The 22,811-nt window shown below is 55.2% G+C and carries 17 protein-coding genes; 7 read left to right on the top strand and 10 right to left on the bottom strand.

Annotated features, from left to right (window positions below; all coding sequences use genetic code 11):
- Positions 1–83: 83 nt before the first annotated feature.
- On the top strand, positions 84–2,123 hold the full coding sequence (locus KUE00_RS08245) for a choline transporter (protein ID WP_246759260.1): 2,040 nt from the start codon (positions 84–86) through the stop codon (positions 2,121–2,123).
- A gap of 17 nt (positions 2,124–2,140) precedes the next feature.
- On the opposite strand, the gene KUE00_RS08240 is transcribed toward KUE00_RS08245, so the two are convergent.
- Positions 2,141–3,220 carry an AbrB family transcriptional regulator gene (locus KUE00_RS08240; RefSeq protein ID WP_246759259.1) on the bottom strand — a complete coding sequence of 360 codons (1,080 nt, stop codon included), beginning with the start codon at positions 3,218–3,220 and terminating at the stop codon, positions 2,141–2,143.
- A 683-nt stretch (positions 3,221–3,903) separates the two neighbouring features.
- Here KUE00_RS08240 and KUE00_RS08235 point away from each other — a divergent pair.
- Together KUE00_RS08235 and tus are read left to right on the top strand one after the other, a co-directional pair.
- Positions 3,904–4,305 carry an H-NS family histone-like protein gene (locus KUE00_RS08235; protein WP_246759257.1) on the top strand — a complete coding sequence of 134 codons (402 nt, stop codon included), beginning with the start codon at positions 3,904–3,906 and terminating at the stop codon, positions 4,303–4,305.
- A gap of 141 nt (positions 4,306–4,446) precedes the next feature.
- Positions 4,447–5,376 (top strand): DNA replication terminus site-binding protein, encoded by a 930-nt coding sequence (gene tus, locus KUE00_RS08230; protein ID WP_246759255.1) that lies wholly within the window; start codon positions 4,447–4,449, stop codon positions 5,374–5,376.
- Between the two features lie 55 nt (positions 5,377–5,431).
- On the opposite strand, the gene fumC is transcribed toward tus, so the two are convergent.
- Entirely contained in the window at positions 5,432–6,829 is a 1,398-nt protein-coding gene (gene fumC, locus KUE00_RS08225; RefSeq protein ID WP_246759254.1) for a class II fumarate hydratase, read from the bottom strand.
- Between the two features lie 276 nt (positions 6,830–7,105).
- On the opposite strand from fumC, the gene KUE00_RS08220 reads away from it, so the two are divergent.
- Both KUE00_RS08220 and add read left to right on the top strand, forming a co-directional pair.
- Entirely contained in the window at positions 7,106–8,629 is a 1,524-nt protein-coding gene (locus KUE00_RS08220) for a YdgA family protein (protein ID WP_246759252.1), read from the top strand.
- Between the two features lie 207 nt (positions 8,630–8,836).
- Positions 8,837–9,835, top strand: a complete 999-nt coding sequence (add, locus tag KUE00_RS08215) for an adenosine deaminase (protein ID WP_246759250.1) — start codon at positions 8,837–8,839, stop codon at positions 9,833–9,835.
- 92 nt (positions 9,836–9,927) lie between these two features.
- On the opposite strand, the gene KUE00_RS08210 is transcribed toward add, so the two are convergent.
- From KUE00_RS08210 to KUE00_RS08190, 5 genes are all read right to left on the bottom strand, one after another.
- The gene (locus KUE00_RS08210; RefSeq protein ID WP_246759249.1) at positions 9,928–10,968 is read right to left on the bottom strand and encodes an oxidoreductase; all 1,041 of its coding nucleotides are present in this window, start codon (positions 10,966–10,968) and stop codon (positions 9,928–9,930) included.
- A gap of 86 nt (positions 10,969–11,054) precedes the next feature.
- Positions 11,055–11,966 carry an arabinose operon transcriptional regulator AraC gene (gene araC / locus KUE00_RS08205; RefSeq protein WP_246759246.1) on the bottom strand — a complete coding sequence of 304 codons (912 nt, stop codon included), beginning with the start codon at positions 11,964–11,966 and terminating at the stop codon, positions 11,055–11,057.
- 9 nt (positions 11,967–11,975) lie between these two features.
- A complete protein-coding gene (gene araH / locus KUE00_RS08200; RefSeq protein WP_246759245.1) occupies positions 11,976–12,953 on the bottom strand; it encodes an L-arabinose ABC transporter permease AraH in 978 nt (325 codons plus the stop codon).
- 14 nt (positions 12,954–12,967) lie between these two features.
- Positions 12,968–14,482 carry an L-arabinose ABC transporter ATP-binding protein AraG gene (araG, locus tag KUE00_RS08195; protein WP_246759244.1) on the bottom strand — a complete coding sequence of 505 codons (1,515 nt, stop codon included), beginning with the start codon at positions 14,480–14,482 and terminating at the stop codon, positions 12,968–12,970.
- A gap of 51 nt (positions 14,483–14,533) precedes the next feature.
- Positions 14,534–15,517, bottom strand: a complete 984-nt coding sequence (locus KUE00_RS08190; RefSeq protein WP_246759242.1) for an arabinose ABC transporter substrate-binding protein — start codon at positions 15,515–15,517, stop codon at positions 14,534–14,536.
- Between the two features lie 351 nt (positions 15,518–15,868).
- On the opposite strand from KUE00_RS08190, the gene KUE00_RS08185 reads away from it, so the two are divergent.
- Complete coding sequence (locus tag KUE00_RS08185; protein WP_246759241.1) at positions 15,869–17,551, top strand: ribulokinase; 1,683 nt, start codon at positions 15,869–15,871, stop codon at positions 17,549–17,551.
- Positions 17,552–17,560: 9 nt separating this feature from the next.
- Positions 17,561–19,066, top strand: coding sequence for an L-arabinose isomerase (gene araA, locus KUE00_RS08180; protein WP_246759240.1), 1,506 nt, complete (start codon positions 17,561–17,563; stop codon positions 19,064–19,066).
- 218 nt (positions 19,067–19,284) lie between these two features.
- Here araA and yjfF read toward each other — a convergent pair whose 3' ends face one another.
- Genes yjfF through KUE00_RS08165 form a run of 3 tightly spaced genes read right to left on the bottom strand, consistent with a single transcriptional unit; the run spans position 19,285 to position 22,782 of the window.
- Positions 19,285–20,268, bottom strand: coding sequence for a galactofuranose ABC transporter, permease protein YjfF (gene yjfF, locus KUE00_RS08175; RefSeq protein ID WP_246759239.1), 984 nt, complete (start codon positions 20,266–20,268; stop codon positions 19,285–19,287).
- On the bottom strand, positions 20,265–21,269 hold the full coding sequence (ytfT, locus tag KUE00_RS08170; protein WP_246759238.1) for a galactofuranose ABC transporter, ATP-binding protein YtfT: 1,005 nt from the start codon (positions 21,267–21,269) through the stop codon (positions 20,265–20,267). Before ytfT ends, yjfF begins: the two co-directional genes overlap by 4 nt.
- Positions 21,262–22,782 (bottom strand): sugar ABC transporter ATP-binding protein, encoded by a 1,521-nt coding sequence (locus KUE00_RS08165; protein WP_246759237.1) that lies wholly within the window; start codon positions 22,780–22,782, stop codon positions 21,262–21,264. The genes ytfT and KUE00_RS08165 overlap by 8 nt, the downstream gene beginning before the upstream one ends.
- Positions 22,783–22,811 lie beyond the last annotated feature (29 nt).

Below are 22,811 nucleotides of genomic sequence, written 5' to 3'. Positions count from 1 at the left end.
TATGCGGCGGACGTTTCCCAGTATGCGCTAAGGCACGCTTTGCGAAAATCGGGTTTATTTCTGAGCTATTTTTCGGAGAATCTATGCCGACCACTGAAATACCAGCAAAGCCGCAAAAAGACACCATTAATCCGGTGGTCTTTTATACCTCTGCCGCCCTGATCCTGGTTTTTACTGTCACCACGATCTTTTTCACCGACCTGTCCGATCGCTGGATAAACAATACGCTTGAATGGGTTTCTAACACCTTCGGCTGGTATTACCTGCTGGCCGCAACCGTGTATATCGTCTTTGTGGTGCTGATTGCCGCCTCGCGCTTTGGCTCAATCAAACTGGGGCCGGAACAATCTAAACCTGAATTCAGCCTGATGAGCTGGGCCGCCATGTTGTTTGCGGCCGGTATCGGTATCGACCTGATGTTTTTCTCGGTTGCTGAACCCGTCACGCAGTATATGATGCCGCCAGAAGGCCACGGGCAGACCATGGAAGCCGCGCGTCAGGCAATGGTCTGGACGCTGTTCCACTACGGGCTGACCGGCTGGGCCATGTACGCCCTGATGGGTATCGCGCTTGGCTACTTCAGCTATCGTTACGGCCTGCCGCTGACTATTCGCTCCGCGCTCTATCCTATCTTTGGCAAACGTATTAATGGCGCAATTGGCCATTCCGTGGATATCGCTGCCGTTGTCGGAACGATTTTTGGTATCGCCACCACGCTCGGTATTGGCGTGGTGCAGCTTAACTATGGGCTAAAAGTCCTGTTCCACGTGCCGGAAGGCTTAACGGCGCAGGCTGCGCTGATTGCGCTTTCGGTGATTATGGCCACAATTTCGGTGACCTCAGGCGTCAATAAAGGCATCCGTATTCTGTCAGAGCTAAACGTCCTGCTGGCGCTGGGCCTGATTCTGTTCGTTCTGTTTATGGGTAATACCAGCTTCCTGCTTAACGCGCTGGTGCTTAACGTCGGCGACTACATCAATCGCTTTATGGGCATGACGCTGAACAGCTTCGCTTTCGATCGTCCGACCGAATGGATGAACAACTGGACGCTGTTCTTCTGGGCCTGGTGGGTTGCCTGGTCACCGTTTGTTGGACTGTTCCTGGCACGTATCTCACGTGGCCGTACCATTCGCCAGTTTGTCGTAGGAACGCTGACAATTCCGTTTATCTTTACGCTGCTGTGGCTGTCGATCTTTGGTAACAGCGCGCTGTATGAAATCATTCACGGCAATACCGCGCTCGCCCAGGAAACGCTGGCGCATCCGGAACGCGGCTTCTATAGCCTGCTGGCGCAGTACCCGGCCTTTACCTTTAGCGCTTCGGTAGCCACCATTACCGGCCTGTTGTTCTATGTGACCTCGGCGGATTCCGGTTCGCTGGTGCTGGGCAACTTTACTTCAAAGCTGAGCGACATCAATAACGATGCGCCTAACTGGCTGCGTATCTTCTGGTCGTTGGCCATTGGCCTGCTGACCCTGGGTATGTTGATGGTCAATGGCGTCACGGCGCTGCAAAAAACCACGGTAATTATGGGCCTGCCCTTTAGCTTCGTGATTTTCTTCGTGATGGCAGGCCTTTATAAGTCGCTGCGCGTTGAAGATCACCGTCGAGCCAGTACTATTGTCAGCACGCCGCCCGCCCCGGTTTCCCGCGAAGATCGCCTGAACTGGAAACAGCGTATTTCGCGCGTAATGAATTATCCGGGCAGCACGCACACTAAAAAGATGCTGGATAACGTTTGCCGACCGGCAATGGAAGAAGTGGCCCTTGAGCTGGAACGCCGTGGCGCGAAAGTACAGGTTAGCGAACGGCCGCCGCTGGAAGATGAGCGTCTGAACCATCTTGAAATGGTGGTTAACCTGGGTGATGAGCAGAGCTTCCTTTATCAGATCTGGCCGCAGCGTTATTCCGTTCCCGCATTTACCTATCGCGCCCGCAGCGGCAAGTCAGACTATTTCCGTCTGGAGACTTTCCTGCTGGAAGGCACCCAGGGGAACGATTTGATGGATTACACCAAAGAGCAGATCATTAATGACATTCTTGACCAGTACGAACGTCATTTAACATTCCTGCATATCCATCGCGAAGCGCCGGGCAGTACGATGCCATTCCCGGAAGTCTGAACCCTCGAAGCCGGATATTAATCCGGCTTTTTCCCCTCTTCTTTTTGCTCCGCTGTATTATGCACCCGTTTAGCCACCCACTTTGCCAATAGCGGTCCGGTTAATAACACCACGATAAAGCGCCCGGTTTGCATTGACATCACAAATGAGAGATCGACATGGCTTGAGGCGGCGATAATGGCCACGGAGTCGGCACCACCTGGGCTGGTTGCCAGATAAGCCGTTAGTGGATCGACACCGGCAAAGCGCACCAGTAAAAAAGCCAGACCGCAGCAAACGGCTACCAGACTAAATATGGACAGCAGAAGCCGGGGTAACGCTTTAGCCGCATAAGCCAGGATAGCGCGATTAAAACGCAGCCCAATACTCCAGCCGATAATGGCATAGGCGACCATTAACAATGCCTGCGGCAATTCCAGCTTCAGCCAATGCATATTTTGCGCAATAAGTCCGCCAGCCAGCGTTAATAATAGCGCGCCAGCAGGCAGACGCAGTAGCCGGCTTATTCCAACACAGCAAAGAATAAGGGCCAGCGTGAACGCGAAAGAGGGCCAGTCAACCGGCTGCATAATAGCAAAACTGGAAGGCGCAGCAGAGGTGACTGGCGTCCAGATGCGCGCCACCAGCGTGGCCAGCACGGCGACGATAACCACGCGCATATATTGCATAAAGGCGACCAGCCTGACATCAGCACCATAACTTTCGGCCATCAGCGTCATTGCCGTGGCCGCACCGGGCGACGATCCCCAAATAGCGGTAGAGCCGGGTAATACCTGCCAGCGAGTAAGCAGCCAGCCAGAGAGCGTACTGGCAATAATCACTGAGCAAATAGTTGCGGCAAAAAGTAGTCCATTGCTGGCTATTTCAGAAAATACCGTGGGCGGCATAGAGCGGGCAATCATGCACCCTACTACGCCCTGCGCCAGGTAAAATAAAGGGCGAGGAATAACCAGGGGCTTATCACGAGCGGCAAACATTATCGCCACCAGCATCGGGCCCAGCAGCAGTGCGGCGGGCAGGTGAAACTGTTCAAGACCAATAACAACCAGCGCAGAAAACAGAATCAGCCCCGTCCAGCGCAAACCGGCAATTTTCATTATTAACTCCTGGATAATTAGCCCTTCTATTCTGGCACAGCAACAGGTCACTCACAAAAGCGGGTCCTTTAACCTCCTGAAGAAAAAGCATTTTTAGTAGGTTATTACCGCAACCTTCGTGGCTTAATAATGCTCGGGCTAACCGCAATGCTACGCTGGTTTTAATAGTATGTTGTAACTATATACCGACATCTGTAACGCCTTCTTCTTACTGTTATCTTTACCCGGCACGCCTGCCATTAATAAGTTCCCCGGATAACGACAAAAAAAATCCTACAAACGGCTAAAGAAACGCTTAATGATTTTCTTACTTAAACTTTATTGAGTTTGTACATGTCAGGTGTTAATGGATGGAATAGTCTGCTTCGTCATCTGAAAAAATGCGGCAGCGTAAAAAGTGAAGATAAGTTATAACCCGATAGCTTTCGCTGAATTTATCATCGCCATCGACAGAGCAGCATGCATTTGTCAATTTAAAGGTCGCACATTAAGCTAAGATTTTTCTCATTGATAAGAAATATATAGGCTGGTGCCCGGCATTATTTTGCAAAAAAAAAGAAAATGGCTCTCAATAAACAATTTTTTTCAGATTTACTGTTTTGCACTACTGCATTTCTATGTACACTGTTCTACGATACATACACCGATAATTTTTAAACTAACTCAACGCTACGGATTCCTTTATGAGCGAAACTCTGAAAGTATTAAATAACATTCGAACTCTTCGTGCGCAGGCTCGTGAAGTTTCTTTATCTGAACTGGAAGAGATGCTGGAAAAACTCGAAGCGGTGGTTAACGAACGCCGTGACGCCGAAGCCGCTATCGCTTCTGAAATCAAAGAAAAAGAAGAGAAGCTGGCTAAATATCGTCAGATGCTGCTGGACGACGGTATCGATTTAAGCGAGCTGACCGCTGCTGAAAATAACTCTGGCAAATCCCGTGCTAAGCGCGCGCCACGCCCTGCTAAATATCAATACACCGATGAAAACGGCGAAACGAAATCCTGGACTGGCCAGGGTCGTACGCCAGCGGTGATTAAGCAGGCGCTGGATCAGGGTAAAAAACTGGAAGATTTTCTGATCTAAATCTTCAGCCACGCCGAACTCTCGGCGTGGTCGTTTTTTATTTCCCTCTCTTCTTGCCGCTCGTTTTGTTTATTTCCGCTTACTTCTCTCGCGCTTTTTCTTCTGCTACGATTACAGGTATGTTGTAATTAAGGATGATGTATGAGCCGCTACGAAGCCGTTGAAAACCTTCATCGTACCGCCGGAGATCTGCAGGCCGCTCTGAACGAGCTGACTAGCCGACTGGCTGCGCAGCGTCTACTGGCCGCGCGCGTGTTTGAACTTCCGCTTATTCAAAAAGGTCAGGAGCACGATCCGGTAACTGAAATTGCCGTCGTGCAGCATCTTGCTAAACCCGCTCTTGCAATGGCGCTTGCCCACTACGGCCGTCTTTATATGCAGCATCAGTCAGAAACCGTCAGCACTAAAGCTGCGGTACGCCTGCCTGGCGCAATCTGCCTGGAAGCCACGCCGCAGGAAGCCGAAGCGATCCAGCAGCAGGTAAGCCTGGTGAATACGCTTAAGCAACGGCTGGAGCAGATTATTACCGTTGAATCAGGCGTGCCCAGCGAAGAGCGCTTTGAATTTGTTCACAGCCATTTGCGCGGGCTTATTACGCTTAATGCTTACCGTTCCGTAACCTTGCTTGACGCGCCCGACTCCGTACGTTTTGGCTGGGCAAATAAGCACATTATTAAAAATGTCAGCCGTGATGAGATTATCGATAAGCTGAAAAAAAGCCTGCGCGCCGGACGAGCGATGGCTCCCTGGACCCGCGAACAGTGGGGTGAAAAATTGCAGGATGAAATAGCCATGCTTAATTCGCTTCCCGCTACGGCTAAGCTAAAAATTAAGCGGCCCGTTAAGGTTCAGCCGATTGCCCGCGTATGGAATAAGCAGCAGCAAAAACAAACTCAGCTTGCCTGCCCTTCTCCTTTATTGGTGCTTTGCCAGGATGCTTTATCCGTGCCTAAGCTGGGGGAATTATTAAATTACGATGCAGGTAAAGTTGTGCATCGTTTTAAGCCGGAAGCGGCCAGGCTTTTTTCGCTTATTCCCCGCCTGCATCTCTACAGTGACCGACTGGCCTGACGCAGAACAAAAAAAAGAGCGGCCAGAACGCCGCTCTTTTTCTTTTTTGGCAGGATTACGATTTCATACTGCCAACCATATCTTCCGGACGTACCCAGCGGTCAAACTCTTCTTCGTTAAGATAGCCCAGCTTCAGCGCCGAAGCTTTTAGCGTCAAACCTTCCTTATGCGCTTTCTTAGCAATTTCGGCCGCTTTATCGTAGCCGATATGGGTATTTAACGCCGTCACCAGCATCAGTGACTCATTAAGCAGTTGTGAAATACGATCGTGGTTCGGTTCAATACCTACCGCACAATGATGATTAAAACTGTCCATCCCGTCGGCCAGCATACGCACGGACTGCAGGAAATTATGAATAATCATCGGGCGATAAACGTTCAGTTCAAAATTACCGGAAGCGCCACCCATATTGACGGCGACGTCATTGCCCATCACCTGGCAACACAGCATGGTCATTGCTTCACACTGCGTCGGGTTAACTTTACCCGGCATAATTGAGCTACCCGGCTCATTTTCAGGAATAGATATTTCGCCAATACCACAGCGGGGGCCGGAAGAGAGCCAGCGCACGTCGTTAGCAATTTTCATTAATGAAGCCGCCAGGCCTTTTAGTGCCCCGTGAGCATGAACCAGCGCGTCACAGGTCGCCAGCGCTTCAAACTTGTTTGGCGAAGTAACAAAAGGCTGGCTGGTCAGTTCCGCCAGCTCTTTTGCCACGCGTACAGCATATTCAGGATGTGTATTCAGGCCTGTACCTACAGCCGTACCGCCCAGCGCCAGTTCTGCAACGTGCGGAATACTCTGCTCAATATGGATCAGGTTATGCTTCAGCATGGCTACCCAGCCTGAAATTTCCTGGCCCAGCGTCAGCGGCGTCGCATCCTGAAGATGTGTACGGCCAATTTTAACGATGTCCTTAAACGCTTCAGCTTTCTCATCCAGCGTTTTCTGCAGTACCTGCAGCTGTGGGATCAGATGCTCTTTCAGTGCAATGACGGCGGCAACGTGCATGGCGGTAGGAAAAACGTCGTTTGAGCTTTGGCTCTTGTTAACGTCATCATTAGGGTGCACCAGACGCGACATGCCGCGCTCGCCGCCCAGAATTTCGCTGGCGCGGTTAGCCAATACTTCATTCATATTCATATTGGTTTGCGTGCCGGAACCGGTCTGCCAGATTGCCAGCGGGAACTCTGCGGTATGTTTGTTGGCCAGCACTTCATCGGCGGCCTGAATAATCGCCTGAGCGCGCTCGTTCGGCAGCAGCGCCAGATCGCTGTTTACCTTTGCCGCAGCACGCTTGGTCAACGCCAGCGCGTGTACCAGCTCAACAGGCATTTTTTCGCTGGAGATACGGAAATGTTCCAGCGAGCGCTGCGTCTGTGCGCCCCAAAGTTTATCAGCCGGAACGTCGATGGAACCCATTGAATCTTTTTCAATGCGGTTGGCGGCCATATCTTTCTCCTTTAATGGTTAATTAAACCCGCTTGCCCATCCGGGCAGTGATTGTGGGCTACAGTATGACATACAATAATTTAACATTTAACGCGCCGGGCGTCCTTACCCCATTTCACCCTTTCGCGTTACCCGCGTCGTAAATCAGATTACGGCTGACGCCGACAGCCGCAGTTGCTATCATAATTAACCTGTTAAACTTAAAACGCTTTTATAGCCGGATTGGGCTGGATGCTGTTATTGGCATCGCTGACTTACAAAAGGACGACTTTACAGATGAAGAAAACAAAAATAGCCGTGGGCGTCATTGTCGCCCTGGGCGTAATTTGGACCGGAACCGCCTGGTTTACCGGTAAACAGCTGGAAAAGAATATGGATCAGCTGGTGCAAAACGCGAATACGCAAATGAATGCGCTAGCGCCAGACAGCCGGCTTAAGCTGAGCTATCAGGACTGGCATCGCGGCGTGTTCAGCAGCACCGTTCGTCTGGTTCTGCAGTCCAGCTCACAAACGGAAGATAATGCGTTACTGAAGCCAGGCCAGAGCGTGGTCTTTAACGAAAAAATCGACCATGGCCCTTTCCCTTTCGCACAGCTGAAAAAGTTTAATCTGATCCCCTCTCTGGCCTCAGTGCACACCCAGCTGGAAAATACCGATGCGGTACAAAAACTGTTTGCCATGACCAAAGGCCAGTCGGTCATCCAGGCCGATACGCGCGTGGGCTATAGCGGCGCGACCGCTTCCGCCATTGCGCTGCTGCCGATGGATTATAACAACGCGCAGACCGGCGAACGTTTTGCTTCCAATGGCGGCACCGTTCACATCAAAGCGGATAAAAATGGCGATAAGGTCGATTACGACGGCAACCTGGACAGCCTGGTGTTAACGGCTCGCAACCAGCTCAACATCCCGATTATGTTTACCGTTAACGGACTGAAAATCAGCGGCGATACCCACCTGAACGCGCAGGGCCTGCGCATCGGCGATCAGGGCCTTGACCTGCAAAAATTCACCGTCTCCGCCAATGGTCAGCAGGCCGTGGTGATGGAAGGAATCAATGGAAAATCGTCCTTTGACACCGTGAAAGATCTGGTTTCCGGCAATATCGATTACACGCTGAACGCCCTGAAAATTCAGGATCAGAATTTTGGTCAGGTTAAGCTGGGGCTCAAGCTTTCCCAGTTTGATGCCAACGGCATGAAGGCGTTCTCCGACAACTATAATCGTCAGGTTCAGGCGGTGATTAACGAGCCGGGCTTTGCCAGCAACCCACTGCTTTATCAGCAGCGCATCCACGACATATTAAGCGCTAACCTGCCGCTGCTGTTAAAAGGTAATCCGGTTGTTACCATTGCGCCACTGAGCTGGAAAAACGATAAGGGTGAAAGCAGTTTCAACCTTTCCGTTCACTTTAAAGATCCGGCCGCAGGTGCCGCGCAGCCGCAAACCGTGACGCAGGCGGTTGATAACGTGCTGAAGACGCTGGACGGTAAGCTATCTGTTTCTATGCCGATGGCAACAGAGGTCATGACCCGCGTGGCAATGGCGGAAGGCTATAAGCAGGACGTAGGCGCTAAGCTTGCCGATCAGCAGGTGAAAGGCGTGGCCGCGATGGGGCAGATGTTCCGCCTGACTAAGCAGGAGGACAACAATATCGTTACCAGCCTGCAGTACGCTTCTGGCCAGGTGACGATGAACGGCGAAAAAATGACGCTTGAGCAGTTCCTGGGCCGCTATATGCTGGGCGGTGAGGCACAGGCGCCAGCGCCGACTCCAGCTCCTGCTCCAGTTCAGCAGTAAATTTTCCCTCTGCATAAACTGCAACCGGCAGGCGACAAGGTGTTACGTCCCTCGCCGGTGCAGTTTTTTAACCTCTTAAACGCCCTTCTTTCTCTCTTTCAGGATAAATAGTCACCGATTAACCCGCCTGTTGCGCAATTCGCTGGCGGAGTTGCGCAAAATGTTTTTATACTACTCTGCACTTTAACCACGACAGAGTGCACCGACATGATTGATTCCCGCATCCCCCTTACCGATATCCACCGTCATCTCGACGGCAACATTCGTGCACAAACCATTCTTGATTTAGGCCGTGAATTTAACCTGACGCTGCCCGCCACCACGCTGGAAACGCTCAGGCCGCACGTTCAGGTAATGAAAAACGAGCCGGATCTGGTCAGCTTTTTGCAGAAACTCGACTGGGGCGTCAAGGTGCTTGGCTCACTGGACGCCTGCCGCCGCGTGGCGCAGGAAAACGTCGAAGATGCTGCCCGCGCCGGTATTCACTATGCCGAACTGCGCTTCTCGCCGGGCTATATGGCGATGACCCACAACCTGCCGATCGCGGGCGTGGTGGAAGCGGTGATTGATGGCGTCCGCGCCGGTTGCGAAAAGCATAATATTACCGTGCGCCTGATTGGCATTATGAGCCGTACCTTTGGCGAAGAGGCCTGTTTACTGGAGCTGGAAGCGCTGCTGGCACACCGCGAAGGGATCACCGCGCTGGATCTGGCCGGTGACGAGCTGGGCTTTCCCGGCAGCCAGTTCCTGAGCCACTTTACCCGCGCGCGCGATGCCGGTTTGCGCATTACCGTGCACGCTGGCGAAGCCGCAGGCCCGGAAAGCATCTGGCAGGCGATCCACGAGTTGGGCGCAGAACGTATCGGTCACGGCGTCAAGGCGGTGGAAGATGCGAAGCTGATGGATTATCTGGCCGACAAGCAGATTGGTGTTGAATCCTGCCTCACGTCAAATATTCAGACCAGCACCGTCTCTTCACTGCCGCATCATCCGCTGGCAACCTTCCTCAATCACGGCATTCTGGCCACGATCAACACGGACGATCCGGCCGTACAGGGCATTGAGATTGGGCATGAATATAAGATTGCCGCGCCGCAGGCGGGCCTCAGCCAGCAGCAAATCCGCACCGCACAGGAAAACGGTCTGAAAATTGCTTTCTTAAGCGAAGCAGAAAAAGCGGCGATTCGCGCCAGCGTCGCGGCCTGACGGCTATTAACAGCCCATGGCTGAGTTGCCAGGGCTAACGCGCTTCGGGTTTGTCAATCGTCCAGAGTGCCCGACCACGGTCGGGCACTCTTCTATTTCAGTGACAGCGTCTGGCGCTTTTCTGCCGATTGCAGCCCCAGCTCAATCAGTTCCATTACCTGAATCGCCTCCTGCGCCGTGACCGGGTTTCCGCCGTCGCCATTAATCGCATCGCGAATACCGGCGTAATAGGCCGGATAATTGCCTGGCGTAGTCAGCAGCGTCTCTTCCGCCATCATCTCGCCGTTTGCCAGCGTGACCACGCCGTCGCGCATATCGTAGCCCCACTCTTCCTGCGGCGGACGCGCGCCTGCCTTCAGGCTATCCTCCTGCGGATCCAGACCAAATTTCACATAGCTGCCGCGCGTGCCGTGAACCTGATAGCGCGGCGACTCGGCAGCGACCAGCATACTGGCATGCAGCACGACGCGACGTTTTGGATAGGTCAGCACGGCGTGAAAATAGTCAGTGGTTTGCGCGCCGGGACGCAGTTCCGCCATATCCACGTTAATCGCCACTGGCGAGCCGAACAGCTGTAAAGCCTGATCGATTAAATGTGGCGCTAAATCGTACCAGATACCGCTGCCTGCGCCTTTCTGCTCGCGCCAGCGGTTGCGCACTTCAGGACGGAAGCGATCGAAGTGCGATTCAAAATAGCGGATTTCGCCCAGCGTGCCCTCGTTCAGCAGCGCTTTTAAGGTCAGGAAATCGCTGTCCCAGCGGCGGTTGTGGAAGACCGACAGCAGCAGCCCCTTCGCCGTCGCCAGCGCTTCCAGCTCGCGCGCCTGTGACAACGTCACGGTAAACGGCTTGTCTACCACCACGTGTTTGCCCGCGTTTAGGGCGGCTTTCGCCAGTGGAAAATGCGTGTCGTTTGGTGTGGGGATAACAATAAGCTGGATCGAGGGGTCGTCGAACAGCGCCTGCGGATCGGCCACCACGGTAGCAGCAGGCCAGTCGGCGTGTACCTTGCCAGCGTCGCTGCTGGAAATGGCCGTCAGCTCCAGGCCCGGCGTCCCGTTAATCAACGGCGCGTGAAAAGTTTTGCTGGCAAAGCCGTAGCCGATCAGGCCAGTACGAATAGTGTCGTTCATTGCAGCTCCTTTTGTCTTTACCCGATTGATTTAAGACGATCGACCGGGTAAGGACAAGCCGGATTGTGCTGAATGTTAAAAGATAGTTACTGACTGGCGCGCAGCAGATCCCAGCTTTCGCGAGTCACCAGCGTATCGGCATCCAGCGAACGGCGGCGGAAATCACTGGGGCTGACGCCCACGCGCTTGCGGAACACGCGGGAGAAATAGAGCTGATCGTCATAGCCCACAATACGCCCTACGGTCGCGATAGGCTCCTGGGTGGTTTGCAGCAGTAGCCTGGCGCGGATAATGCGCTGGTCTTCACGCCAGCGCAGCAGGTTAATGCCCATCTGCTCGCGAAAAAGATGCGCCAGCCGCGAAGGCGACAAGCAGACGTGGTTCGCCACCTCGTCGATTTTCAGCTCGCCCGCCAGGTTGTTAGTGACGTACTGGCAGGCTTCGATAATGCGCGGATCGCGAATTTGCTGATGCGAGCGCGGATCTTCTTCTACCGCGCGTAGCAGCAGCCTTTCCAGCAGGTTCATCGCCAGCTCCTCGGCAAAACGCTTGCCGGAAGTGTGCGTCTGCTCGATGGTGGTAAACAGCCGCTCAAACTCTCCCCAAAGCCGCTCCGGTAGCCGGAGCCTGCCCACGCCCTGCACTTCGTCCTGCCAGACCAGCCAGCTGCTCCAGTAGGCGCGTGGCCGAAAGTAGATCCAGCGATGGTGCCAGCAGTCGCTCTGCGGTGAACGGCCATAATAGTGTGAGGTTTTTGGCTGAAACAGCAGCAGATCGCCAGGTTCGCATTCAAATGCCGCATCGCCGCTGAAAACCTGGCCGCGCCCGCGAATAGTCAGGTTAATAATGTAGCCTTTCATCCCGCTGGGGCGGTCGATAAAAAAGTCGAGCGGATCGCCAGCGTTGATCGGCGTGAGTCCCGCGACCAGCCAGGCGTTAAACGGATAGCCGGGCAGCAGCGGATTGGGCTGCGCAACGGGCGCCAGACGATGATACATAACGCCTCCTCAGGCCGTTTTGGCTTTTTGTTTGTAGCGGTCGAAAATCACCGCCGCTAACAGTATCAGACCACGTACCACATATTGTGAAAACGGCGAGATATTCAGTAAATTCATGGCGTTTTCTACCGTGCCGAGGATCAGGACGCCCGCGACAACATAGGAAATTTTGCCGATGCCCCCCTTCAGCGAAACGCCGCCCAGCACGCAGGCCGAGATAACGATCAGCTCATAGCCCAGCGAGGTCATCGGCTGACCGCTGGTCATGCGTGAAGCCAGAATAATCCCGGCGGCCGCCGAAACCAGACCGGAAAGAATAAAGATAATAATGCGCGTGCGCACCACCGGCACGCCAGCCAGCCGCGCCGCTTCTTCGTTACCGCCAATAGCCAGCGTGTTGCGGCCAAAGGTGGTTCTGTTCAGCAAAAAGCCAAAGATGAGCATGGTGCCGATGGTCAGCCAGACCGGCGCAGGCACGCCCAGCCAGTTAGCATAGCCCAGCGCGAAAAAGCGCTCGTCCTCAATGCCTACGGCTTTGCCGTCAGAGAAAATATAGGCCAGACCACGCACGATCTGCATGGTTGCCAGCGTGGTGATCAGCGCATTAATCTTAAGCTTCGCAATCACAAAACCGTTGATAAAACCGCAGGCCACACCGAGCAGTAGCCCGGCCGCGATGCCGATCCACAGGCTTTCGGTCATATTGATAACCACGGCGGTAGTGACGCCCGCGCAGGCAATAACCGAAGCCACGGAGAGATCGAAATCCCCGGAGGCCAGGCAAAACAGCATACCGCAGGCGACCATGCCGGACATCGACATCGCCAGGCCCAGCCCTTTCATATTAATCAGCGTGCCAAAGTTTGGCACAAAGAGAGTACAGCCGATAAACAGCACGGCGAACACCACCAGCATGCCGAAGTTATCCCAGATGCGGCCCAGGTTAACGCGCTTTGCTGGCGGCGGAGCGGAAGAGGTCATAGACATGGTTACTCCTTAAATTAAGCGGCAGCGGTATGCTGAGTGGTTTTTGGCATGGCAAGCCCCAGCGTCAGGGCTTCGGTCGCTTCGTCATGGCTGAGCTCGCCGGCAATGGCACCCTCGCGCATCACCAGGATACGGTCGGCCAGCCCCATGACTTCCGGCAGATCGCTGGAGGCGAACAGCACGGCAATGCCCTTCTCCGCCAGCGCATAGATCAACCGGTAAATTTCATTTTTCGCGCCGACGTCGATGCCGCGCGTCGGCTCATCCAGCAGGATCACCTTCATCTCTTCCGACAGCCAGCGTCCCAGGATTGCCTTCTGCTGGTTGCCGCCGGACAGGTTCATAATCAGCTGATCGGCGGAAGGCGTCTTGATATTAAGCGAACGGATATGGCTGGCGGCGTTGTTACTTTCCCACTGGTTATTAATCAGGCACCCTGCCGTCAAATTGTTACGACGGGCGCTGATATTGATATTGTCTCGCACGGAATGCACCGGGATGATGCCGTCCGCTTTACGATCTTCCGGGCAAAGCAGTACTCCGGCGCGAATAGCGTCAGAAGGCTCACGGATAGTCAGCGCCTGGCCATCCAGCCGCACGGTGCCGCCGCTGATGCGCGTGGCGCCAAACAGCCCTTTCAGCAGTTCGCTACGTCCCGCCCCAACCAACCCGAAAAGACCGACGATTTCACCGGCGCGTACTTCCAGCGAAACAGGCGTACGCACGCCTTTCGCCTGCACGTTATCCAGCTCAAGACGCACTTCACCGGTTTTTCTCGGCGCGTAGCCGTAGATATCGCCAATATCGCGTCCGACCATGGCCGCCACCAGCTGGTCATGGCTGGTTGACGCCACGTCCTGGAAAGTACGCACGTAGCGGCCGTCTTTAAATACGGTGATGGCGTCGCTAAGCGCAAAAATCTCTTCCATACGGTGCGAAACGTACAGCACCACCTTTCCTTCATCCCGCAGCTGGCGAATAACGCGAAACAGATGCTCAATTTCGCGGGCGGAGAGCGAACTGGTCGGTTCGTCAAACGCAATAACTTTGGCATTTCTTGCCAGCGCTTTGGCGATCTCAACCATCTGCCACTGGCCCAGCGACAGCGACTTCAGCGGCGTATCGGGGTTGATATCCATCCCTAAATTTTTCAGCTGGAGACCGGCTTCGTAACGCAGCAATGAACGGTTCACAAAGCCCGCGCGCTGCGGCAGCTGCCCGAGATAGATGTTTTCCGCTATCGACATTTCCGGCACCAGATGCAGTTCCTGGTAGATGATAGCGACGCCCGCGTTCAGCGCGTCGAGCGTATTGTTAAAGTTAACCGGCTGGCCTTTCAGGCGGATTTCGCCGCTGGTTGGCTGATAGCTGCCGCTAAGGATTTTCAGCAGCGTCGATTTTCCCGCGCCGTTTTCGCCCATCAGCGCGTGAATTTGTCCGGCCTCACAGTCGAAACTGATATCCGTCAACGCCTTTACGCCGGGAAAGCTTTTGGCAATGCCGTGAAAGCTCAGATACGGAGATGGCATGGTTGTTACTCCGACAAGGGTTGCGTTGGGGCCGCGCACGGCCCCGCTCTGCTACATCAGGCCTTTTTTAGCCAGCTCGGTTTTAAAGTTGTCGCGGGTGATTAACACCACGTCGGTCACTTCGGTGAACTTCGGCGGCTCGGCGTCTTTGGTTACCCAGTTGTAGAGCATCTGGATACTTTTATAACCGTGCACGTCCGGGCTTGGCAGCAATGAACCATAGAAGCCGGTTGCCTGGCCTTTTGACAGTTCGCTAATCGCATCCACACCGTTAATGCCAATGCCGATAACGTCCGGCGCTTTAAAGCCCTGGCCTTCAGTCGCACGCACGCCGCCCAGCACGGTGTTATCGTTCATGCCGACAATCAGCCAGTGTTTTACCTGCGGATGCTGAACCAGCAGCGAGTTACCGGCATCAAAAGCGCCGGGGATGTCGTTTGATTTGGTCGGGACTTTATAGATTTGTGCCGCCGGGAAGCCTGCTGCTTTCAGCGCGTCCATCGAGCCGGAGGTACGGCGACGGGCGGTGTCCAGCTCGTCGGCCGTAATCGCCATTACGCCGGTATCTTTCACTTCCCAGCCGCGCTTTTTCATCTCCTTATAGAGTTCCTGGCCCTGACGCTCGCCGATTTTTGTCGCCGCCATCATCACCAGCGGCACGGTATCCATCGGCTTGCCTTTGGCGGTGACAAACTGATCGTCCACGGCGATAACCTTGAGATCGTAGCTGCGCGCTTTAGCAACGATAGCGGAGCCCAGTTTGGGATCGGGCGTGCAGATAACAAAACCTTTCGCGCCGCTGGCCGCCAGACTATCGATAGCGTTCAGGGTTTTTTCGCCGTCGGGAACAGCAATTTTAATTACCTCAAACCCCATTTCTTTGCCCGCTTTATCGGCAAATTTCCATTCGGTCTGGAACCAGGGTTCTTCCGGCTGCTTTACCAGAAACCCCAGTTTCATCGTGTCGGCAATAGCTGAATGTGACATAACGGCGGCGAGGCCTGCGATGGCTAACGCCTGAGTGATTTTGTGCATGAGGCTCTCCGGCTCAGTGCCCGCTTTTTAGCGGTTTAGTGTAAACGGTATCAGTAACGGCTTACGGCTTAGAAACGCCAGTATGTACAGCGCGACAACATCTTATCTGCGCCGGGTAGCGCTAGTTGTATAGCGAAAAAGAGGGAGAAATAGAGAGCGTTATCACACCCTGAGTTATTAGCAGATTGATCCATATATTTAGCAAATTTAACACAAATCAAACATTTGAAGCCGGTCACAAATCGCCAGCTAACGACAGAAAAGTACATATTTGCAGCGGGCATAGCCTAACCCCCTGGCCAGCCGATTTCTTAGGGTAGTCATAACATTGTTGACCGCCTGGAGAGAAAAATGCAGTTGGAAGCCATCACCATAGGTCTGGACTTTGGCAGTGATTCGGTGCGCGCGCTGGCCGTAGAGTGTGCCAGCGGCAAAGAGCTGCAAACCGGCGTGGTTGCCTACCCGCGCTGGCAGGCCGGACATTATTGCCAGAGCCGTCTTAACCAGTTCCGCCACCATCCGCAGGACTATATTGACGCTTTTGAGCAGGCCATTCGTGACGTTGTCACTAAATTAACTCCCGCACAGCGTGCCAGCGTTGTTGGTATCGGCGTCGATTCCACCGGCTCAACACCCGCGCCGATTGATCGTGACGGCAATGTGCTGGCGCTGCGCCCTGAGTTCAGCGAAAACCCCAACGCCATGTTCGTCTTGTGGAAAGATCACACGGCAATAAAAGAAGCGGAGGAGATAACTGCCCTGTGCCACAGCGGAAAATTTGAGGACTATTCGCGCTTTATCGGCGGCATCTACTCTTCTGAATGGTTTTGGGCAAAAATCCTGCACGTCAGCCGTGAAGATCGTGCGGTACGCGAAGCGGCAGTTTCATGGGTAGAACTTTGTGACTGGGTACCGGCTTTGCTTAGCGGCACCACCAAACCTGAAGCCATTCGCCGGGGCCGCTGCGCCGCCGGTCATAAATCACTGTGGCATCCCGCCTGGGGTGGCCTGCCTGGCGCGGAATTTTTCAACGCGCTGGACCCGGTACTGACGGAACATCTTGATACCCCCATGTTCACGGAAACCTGGACGGCCGAGCAGCCCGTTGGCCAGATTACCGCTGACTGGGCGGCACGCCTTGGCCTGCCGACTACCGTCATGATCTCCGGCGGCGAGTTCGACTGTCATATGGGCGCGGTCGGCGCTGGCGCAACGCCTTATACGCTGGTGAAAGTCATCGGCACTTCTACCTGCGACATCCTGATTGCCGACGTCGAACGCGTTGGCGATCGCGCTATTGAAGGGATCTGCGGTCAGGTTAACGGCAGCGTCGTGCCGGACATGATCGGTCTGGAGGCGGGCCAGTCGGCCTTTGGCGATATGTATGCCTGGTTCAGCCGTCTGCTTAGCTGGCCGCTGGTGCAGGCCGCCGCGCAGCAGCCGCATTTGCAGCAGGAGCTGCAAAACGTGCAGAAAAATTTACTTAACGAGCTGACCAAAGCCTGGGCAGCCGATCCGCAGTTAGACCATTTGCCGGTAGTGCTCGACTGGTTTAACGGTCGCCGCACCCCTTTCGCTAACCAGCGCCTCCAGGGTGTGATTACCGATTTAAATCTGGGTACCGATGCGCCGACGCTGTTTGGCGGCTTTATCGCCGCGACCGCCTTTGGCGCACGCGCCATTATGGAATGTTTTGAGCGTCAGTCTATTCCGGTAGAAAACATCCTGACGCTGGGCGGTATTGCCCGTAAGTCCCCGGCCATCATGCAGGTTTGCTGCGACGTGATGAACCGCCCGCTGGATATCGTCACCTCAGATGAATGCTGTGCGCTTGGCGCCGCCATTTTTGCCGCCGTGGCCGCTGGCGTCTATGCCGACGTACCCGCCGCCCAGCAAAAAATGGCCAGCCCGATTGCCGTTACGCTGCAGCCTGACGCCAGCCGCGTCGAGCGCTATCAGCAGCTCTATCAGCGTTACCTTCAATGGTGCGAAGTGGCCGAACCGCAGTTCGCCCCGCGCCAGCTCAACAGTTAAGGAGAAATTATGGCTCAGCTCAACGCGCTCAGCGTCTGGTTTGTTATTGGTACTCAGCATCTGTACGGCGCGGAAACGCTTCGTCAGGTGGAGCAGCACGCACAGCAGGTAGTGGACGGGCTTAACCAGCAAGGCAATCTGCCTTTCCGGCTACAGCTGAAGCCGCTGGTAAAAAGCCCGGACGAGGCGCTGGCGCTCTGCCGCGAGGCCAATTATGCCGAAGAGTGCCTGGGGATTATTACCTGGCTGCACACCTTTTCGCCCGCCAAAATGTGGATTGGCGGCCTGTCGGTGCTGAACAAGCCGCTGTTGCAGTTCCATACCCAGTTTAACGCGGAGATCCCGTGGGACAGCATGGATATGGACTTTATGAACCTGAACCAGACGGCGCACGGCGGCCGGGAGTTCGGCTTTATCGGCGCGCGGATGCGGCTGCCACACAGCGTCATTACCGGCCACTGGCAGGACAAAACCGCGCAAGAGCGCATAGGTAAATGGATGCGCGCCGCCGCCGCTAAACAGGCCAGCGCACAGCTGAAGGTTGCCCGCTTTGGCGATAACATGCGGGAAGTGGCGGTAACGGAAGGTGATAAGGTAGCGGCGCAGATTCAGTTTGGCTACGCCGTCAACGGCTGGGGCGTGGGCGATCTGGTTGAGGTCATTAACGGCATCAGCGATGGCGACGTCAACGCTCTGGTCGATGAATATGAAAGCCTGTACGACTTCACGCCTGCGGCCGCGGTTAACGGCGATAAGCGGCAGAACGTGCTGGATGCGGCCAAAATTGAGCTGGGCCTGAAAAGCTTTTTACAGGCTGAAGGCTGCATGGCGTTTACGACCAACTTCCAGACCCTGCACGGCATGACGCAGCTGCCGGGCCTGGCGGTACAGCGCCTGATGGGCCAGGGCTACGGCTTTGCCGGTGAAGGCGACTGGAAAACCGCCGCGCTGCTGCATATTTTCAAAGTAATGGCGACCGGCTTACCGGGCGGTACCTCTTTTATGGAGGATTACACCTATCACTTCTCGCCAGGTAACGAGCTGGTGCTGGGATCGCACATGCTGGAGGTTTGCCCTTCTATCGCCCGCGAAGCGCGTCCACTGATTGATGTACAGTATCTGGGCATCGGCGGCAAAGCGGATCCGGCACGCATGATTTTCTCTACGCCAGCCGGCCGCGCGGTAAACGCCAGCGTTATCGACATGGGCGACCGCTTCCGCCTGCTGGTCAACGCGGTGGACGCGGTGGAACAGCCGCAGCCGCTGCCTAAACTGCCGGTTGCCCGTGCACTGTGGCGCGCGCAGCCATCGCTGGCTACCGCCTCAGAAGCCTGGATTTTGGGCGGCGGCGCGCACCATACGGTATTCAGCCAGGCCCTGACGGTGGACGATATGCGCCAGTATGGTGAAATGCACGGTATCGAAGTGGTAGTGATTGATGAAGAAACCACGCTGCACGGCTTCAAAGACGCGCTGCGCTGGAACGAGGCTTATTACCGGCTGAATCAGCGTTAGACGCGGGTTCGAACAGACGGAAGCTGCCGCGGTTAACGCGGCGGCTTAGTTTGCTAAAGAAGTTTGAGCCTCATGCTATAACACCGCAGCCATAGAAATCCCCCCATTACGCTTCTTTCTTTCATTCCCGTATTAAAGATACTGACGAGAATGACCTTCTTCTTATTATCTCGGGCAAGTAAAACTGCCGAAGGCAAAGCCGAATATAAAATTTCGCGCTAGCCCAGACGTCTTACCGGTGCGTTCTGCTGGCGATCCCAGATTACCGTAAAGAGTTTTTGCAGCGCGATAAAGGCGAACAGCAGAATGCCGATGGCAATTTTGGTCCACCAGGAGCTGAGCGTGCCGTCAAAGTTGATCCAGGTCTGGATCAGTCCCTGAATCAATACTCCGAACAGCGTACCGAGTACCGTACCCACCCCGCCGGAAAGCAGCGTGCCGCCGATAACGACCGAAGCGATGGCGTCCAGCTCTACGCCCATGCCCGCCAGCGCGTACCCGGCCGAGGTATAGACAGAAAAAACAATACCCGCCAGCGTTGCCAGCGCCGAGGAAAGCATATAGATGCGTATCGTGGTGCTGCGCGTCGAAATGCCCATCAGCCGTGCAGAAGTCGTATTGCCGCCAATAGCATAAACCTGATTGCCAAAGCGGGTACGGTGTGCCAGAACCATGCCCACGATCACCACCAGCAGCATGATGACAGCCAGCAGGCTAAGCCGCCCCCCGCCGGGAATTTTCCAGGCCAGCGAGGAGAGCGTCCCGTAGAGCGGATGGTCGATCGGCACCGAGCTTTCCGACACCAGATAGCTGCTGCCGCGCAGAAAAAACATTCCGGCCAGGGTGATAATAAAAGCCGGTATTTTCAGCGCGTCAATCAGCCAGCCCATCAGCGCGCCGAAGGCCGATCCCATCACCATCACCAGCGCAAAGGCCAGCCAGGGATCGAGATGAAAATCACCGATAGCGCGTGCCAGAAAGACGCCGGTAAAAGCGATCACCGCGCCTACCGACAGGTCGATGCCGCCGGACAGGATCACAAAAGTCATGCCGACGGCGATAATGCCCAGAAAAGCATTATCGGTCAGGATATTGGCGATAACGCGTGTGGAAGCAAAACCGGCATACTGCGTCAGGCAAAACAGATAGCCCGCTGCAAAAACCAGCAGCGTAATGGTTAACGGCAAATGGCGTTTAATCACGGGCGGCCTCGTTTAAAAAGTTGTAGAAAAGCAGGCGACTGGATCAGCAGCACGGCCATGACCACCACGGCTTTGACTACCTGATTCAGCTCTGGCGGAAAGCCGGAAAGCAAAATGCCGGTATTCATCGCCTGAATAATCAGCGCGCCGAGCAGCGACAGCAGCAGATTAAAGCGGCCGCCCATCAGGGAGGCGCCGCCAATAACCACCGCCAGGATGGCATCCAGCTCCAGCCACAGTCCGGCGTTATTGGCATCCGCGCCGCGAATATCCGCCGCCACTATCAGACCGGCCACCGCCGCACACAGTCCGCTAATCAAATAGGTCGTCATCACGACGGCCCAGCCGTTGACGCCAGCATTGCGGGCAGCGCGCAGGTTGATCCCGACCGCTTCGATAAACAGGCCAAGCGCCGTTTTTCGCACCAGCAGCCAGACCAGCAGCACCATCGCCAGCGTCAGCCACACCGGCACCGGCATCAGCGCAAGCGTGCCGCTGCCCAGCGTGGCCAGCGCCGCATTGTCAAAGGTGACAATCTGTCCCTGGGTAATCAGCTGCGCAATGCCGCGCCCCGCCACCATCAGGATCAGCGTTGCCACAAAAGGCTGGATCTTCAGCAGCGCCACCAGCACGCCGTTCCATAAACCACACAGCAGGCCGCTGCCTAAGGTAGCCAGAATGATAGTCGCCAGGCCGTGGCCGGAAACCGCCAGCGTGGCCGCCGTTGCGCCAGCAATCGCCATTACCGCGCCGACCGAAAGATCGATGCCGCCCGTGGCGATAACCAGCGTCATGCCTATTGACAGCAACGCCACCGGCGCCGCGCGGTTAAGAATATCGATGGGGCTACCGAACAATCTGCCGTCCTGTAAATGCACGGCAAAAAAGTTATGGGCCACCAGGCTGTCGACAATCAGCACCAGAACCAGTGCGGCAATCTGCGGCATTCCCGGTAATCTTTTCCGTCCGGCACTCTTTTTCATTAGCTGCGTCTCAAGCATTTGCGCCTCCCGCCGCTATGGCTTTCACCACGGCCGAAACCGAAAGCGATGCCAGCGGAATTTCCGTTATCTGGCGACGGTCGCGCAGGATAATTACCCTGTCCGCGTAGCCAACCAGCTCTTCCAGTTCGGAAGAGATCACCAGCAGCGCCAGGCCATCGGCGCAGAGCGTTTCAATCAGGCGAATAATTTCGGCATGCGCGCCCACGTCAATGCCGCGGGTTGGCTCGTCGAGGATCAAAAACTGCGGTTTGGTCACCAGCCAGCGCGACAGCAGCACCTTCTGCTGATTGCCGCCGGAAAGCAGTTCAACCGGCTGCCCGGCGTGCGGCGTGCGGATGCCTAAGCTTTTGATATAGCGGTCGGCTATCTGCTGCTGCTCTCGTTTGCTAATCGGCCTCAGCCAGCCGCGCTGCGCCTGAAGCGCCAGAATAATATTTTCCTGTACGGAGGCCGCGCCGATAATGCCGTCGGTTTTACGATCCTCCGGGCAAAAGCCCATACCGGCGCGCGAAGCCTGCGCGGGCGTGCGGATGGCGCGTTTTTTTCCGCGAATAAAAGCGCTGCCGCTGTCGGCGCTCTTAATGCCAAACAGCAGTTCTGCGGTTTCCGTACGGCCAGACCCCAGTAAACCGGCCAGGCCCACGGCTTCCCCCGGACGAACGCTAAGGCTGAAAGGCTCTATCGTCCCTTTTCTGCCGTAGTCTTTGAATTCCACCACCGGCTGGTCACTTTTTAAAGTGCTGCCCGCACGCTGTAGCGCTGTCTCCAGCAGTTCACGTCCCAGCATCAGCTTAATCAGTTCAATTTGCGGCAGATCGTGGGTTTCACGCGTGGCGATAAACTGGCCGTTGCGTAATACGGTAATGCGGTCGCTGATTTTATAAACCTGATCCAGAAAGTGGGTGACAAAAATCAGCCCCATGCCGCGCGCTTTAAGCTGACGCATCAGCGTAAACAGCATTTCTACCTCGCTGGCGTCCAGACTGGCGGTTGGCTCATCCAGGATCAGGATTTGCGCCGACAGGTCGACCGCGCGGCAGATAGCGATAATCTGCTGCATGGCGACCGAATAGTGGCCAAGCGGCCGCGTCACGTCCAGCTCAAAGCCGTAATTGCGCAACAGCTCACGGGCATTTTTAACGAGCGTACGGCGATCGATCATCCCCAGCCGTCGCGGTTCCCGGCCGATAAACAGGTTATCCGCCACCGACATATTGGGCAGTAAGTTCACTTCCTGATAAACGGTGCCGATACCGGCGCGCTGGGCTTCAGCCGTGCTGTGCGGATCGATAGCCTTACCGGCCAGCGAAAGCGTCCCGGCATCGCGTCGGTAAACGCCGGTCAGTACTTTAATTAGCGTTGATTTTCCCGCGCCGTTTTCGCCCAGCAGCGCCATGATTTCGCCGCTTTGCACAGAAAGCGAAACGTTATCAAGCGCCTTAACGCCGGGAAAGCTTTTACTTAAACCGCTGATGCTGAGCAGCGGCGCAGAGAGAGAAGAGATGGTCATGTTGCGGCCTCGCCGAAGAGAAACCGCCC

Origin of the sequence: Erwinia phyllosphaerae, assembly GCF_019132875.1 — a bacterium.
Classification (GTDB): Bacteria; Pseudomonadota; Gammaproteobacteria; order Enterobacterales; family Enterobacteriaceae; genus Erwinia; species Erwinia phyllosphaerae.
The sequence above is the reverse complement of the archived record's forward strand: the minus strand, read 5'-3'. Positions and strand labels throughout refer to the sequence as shown.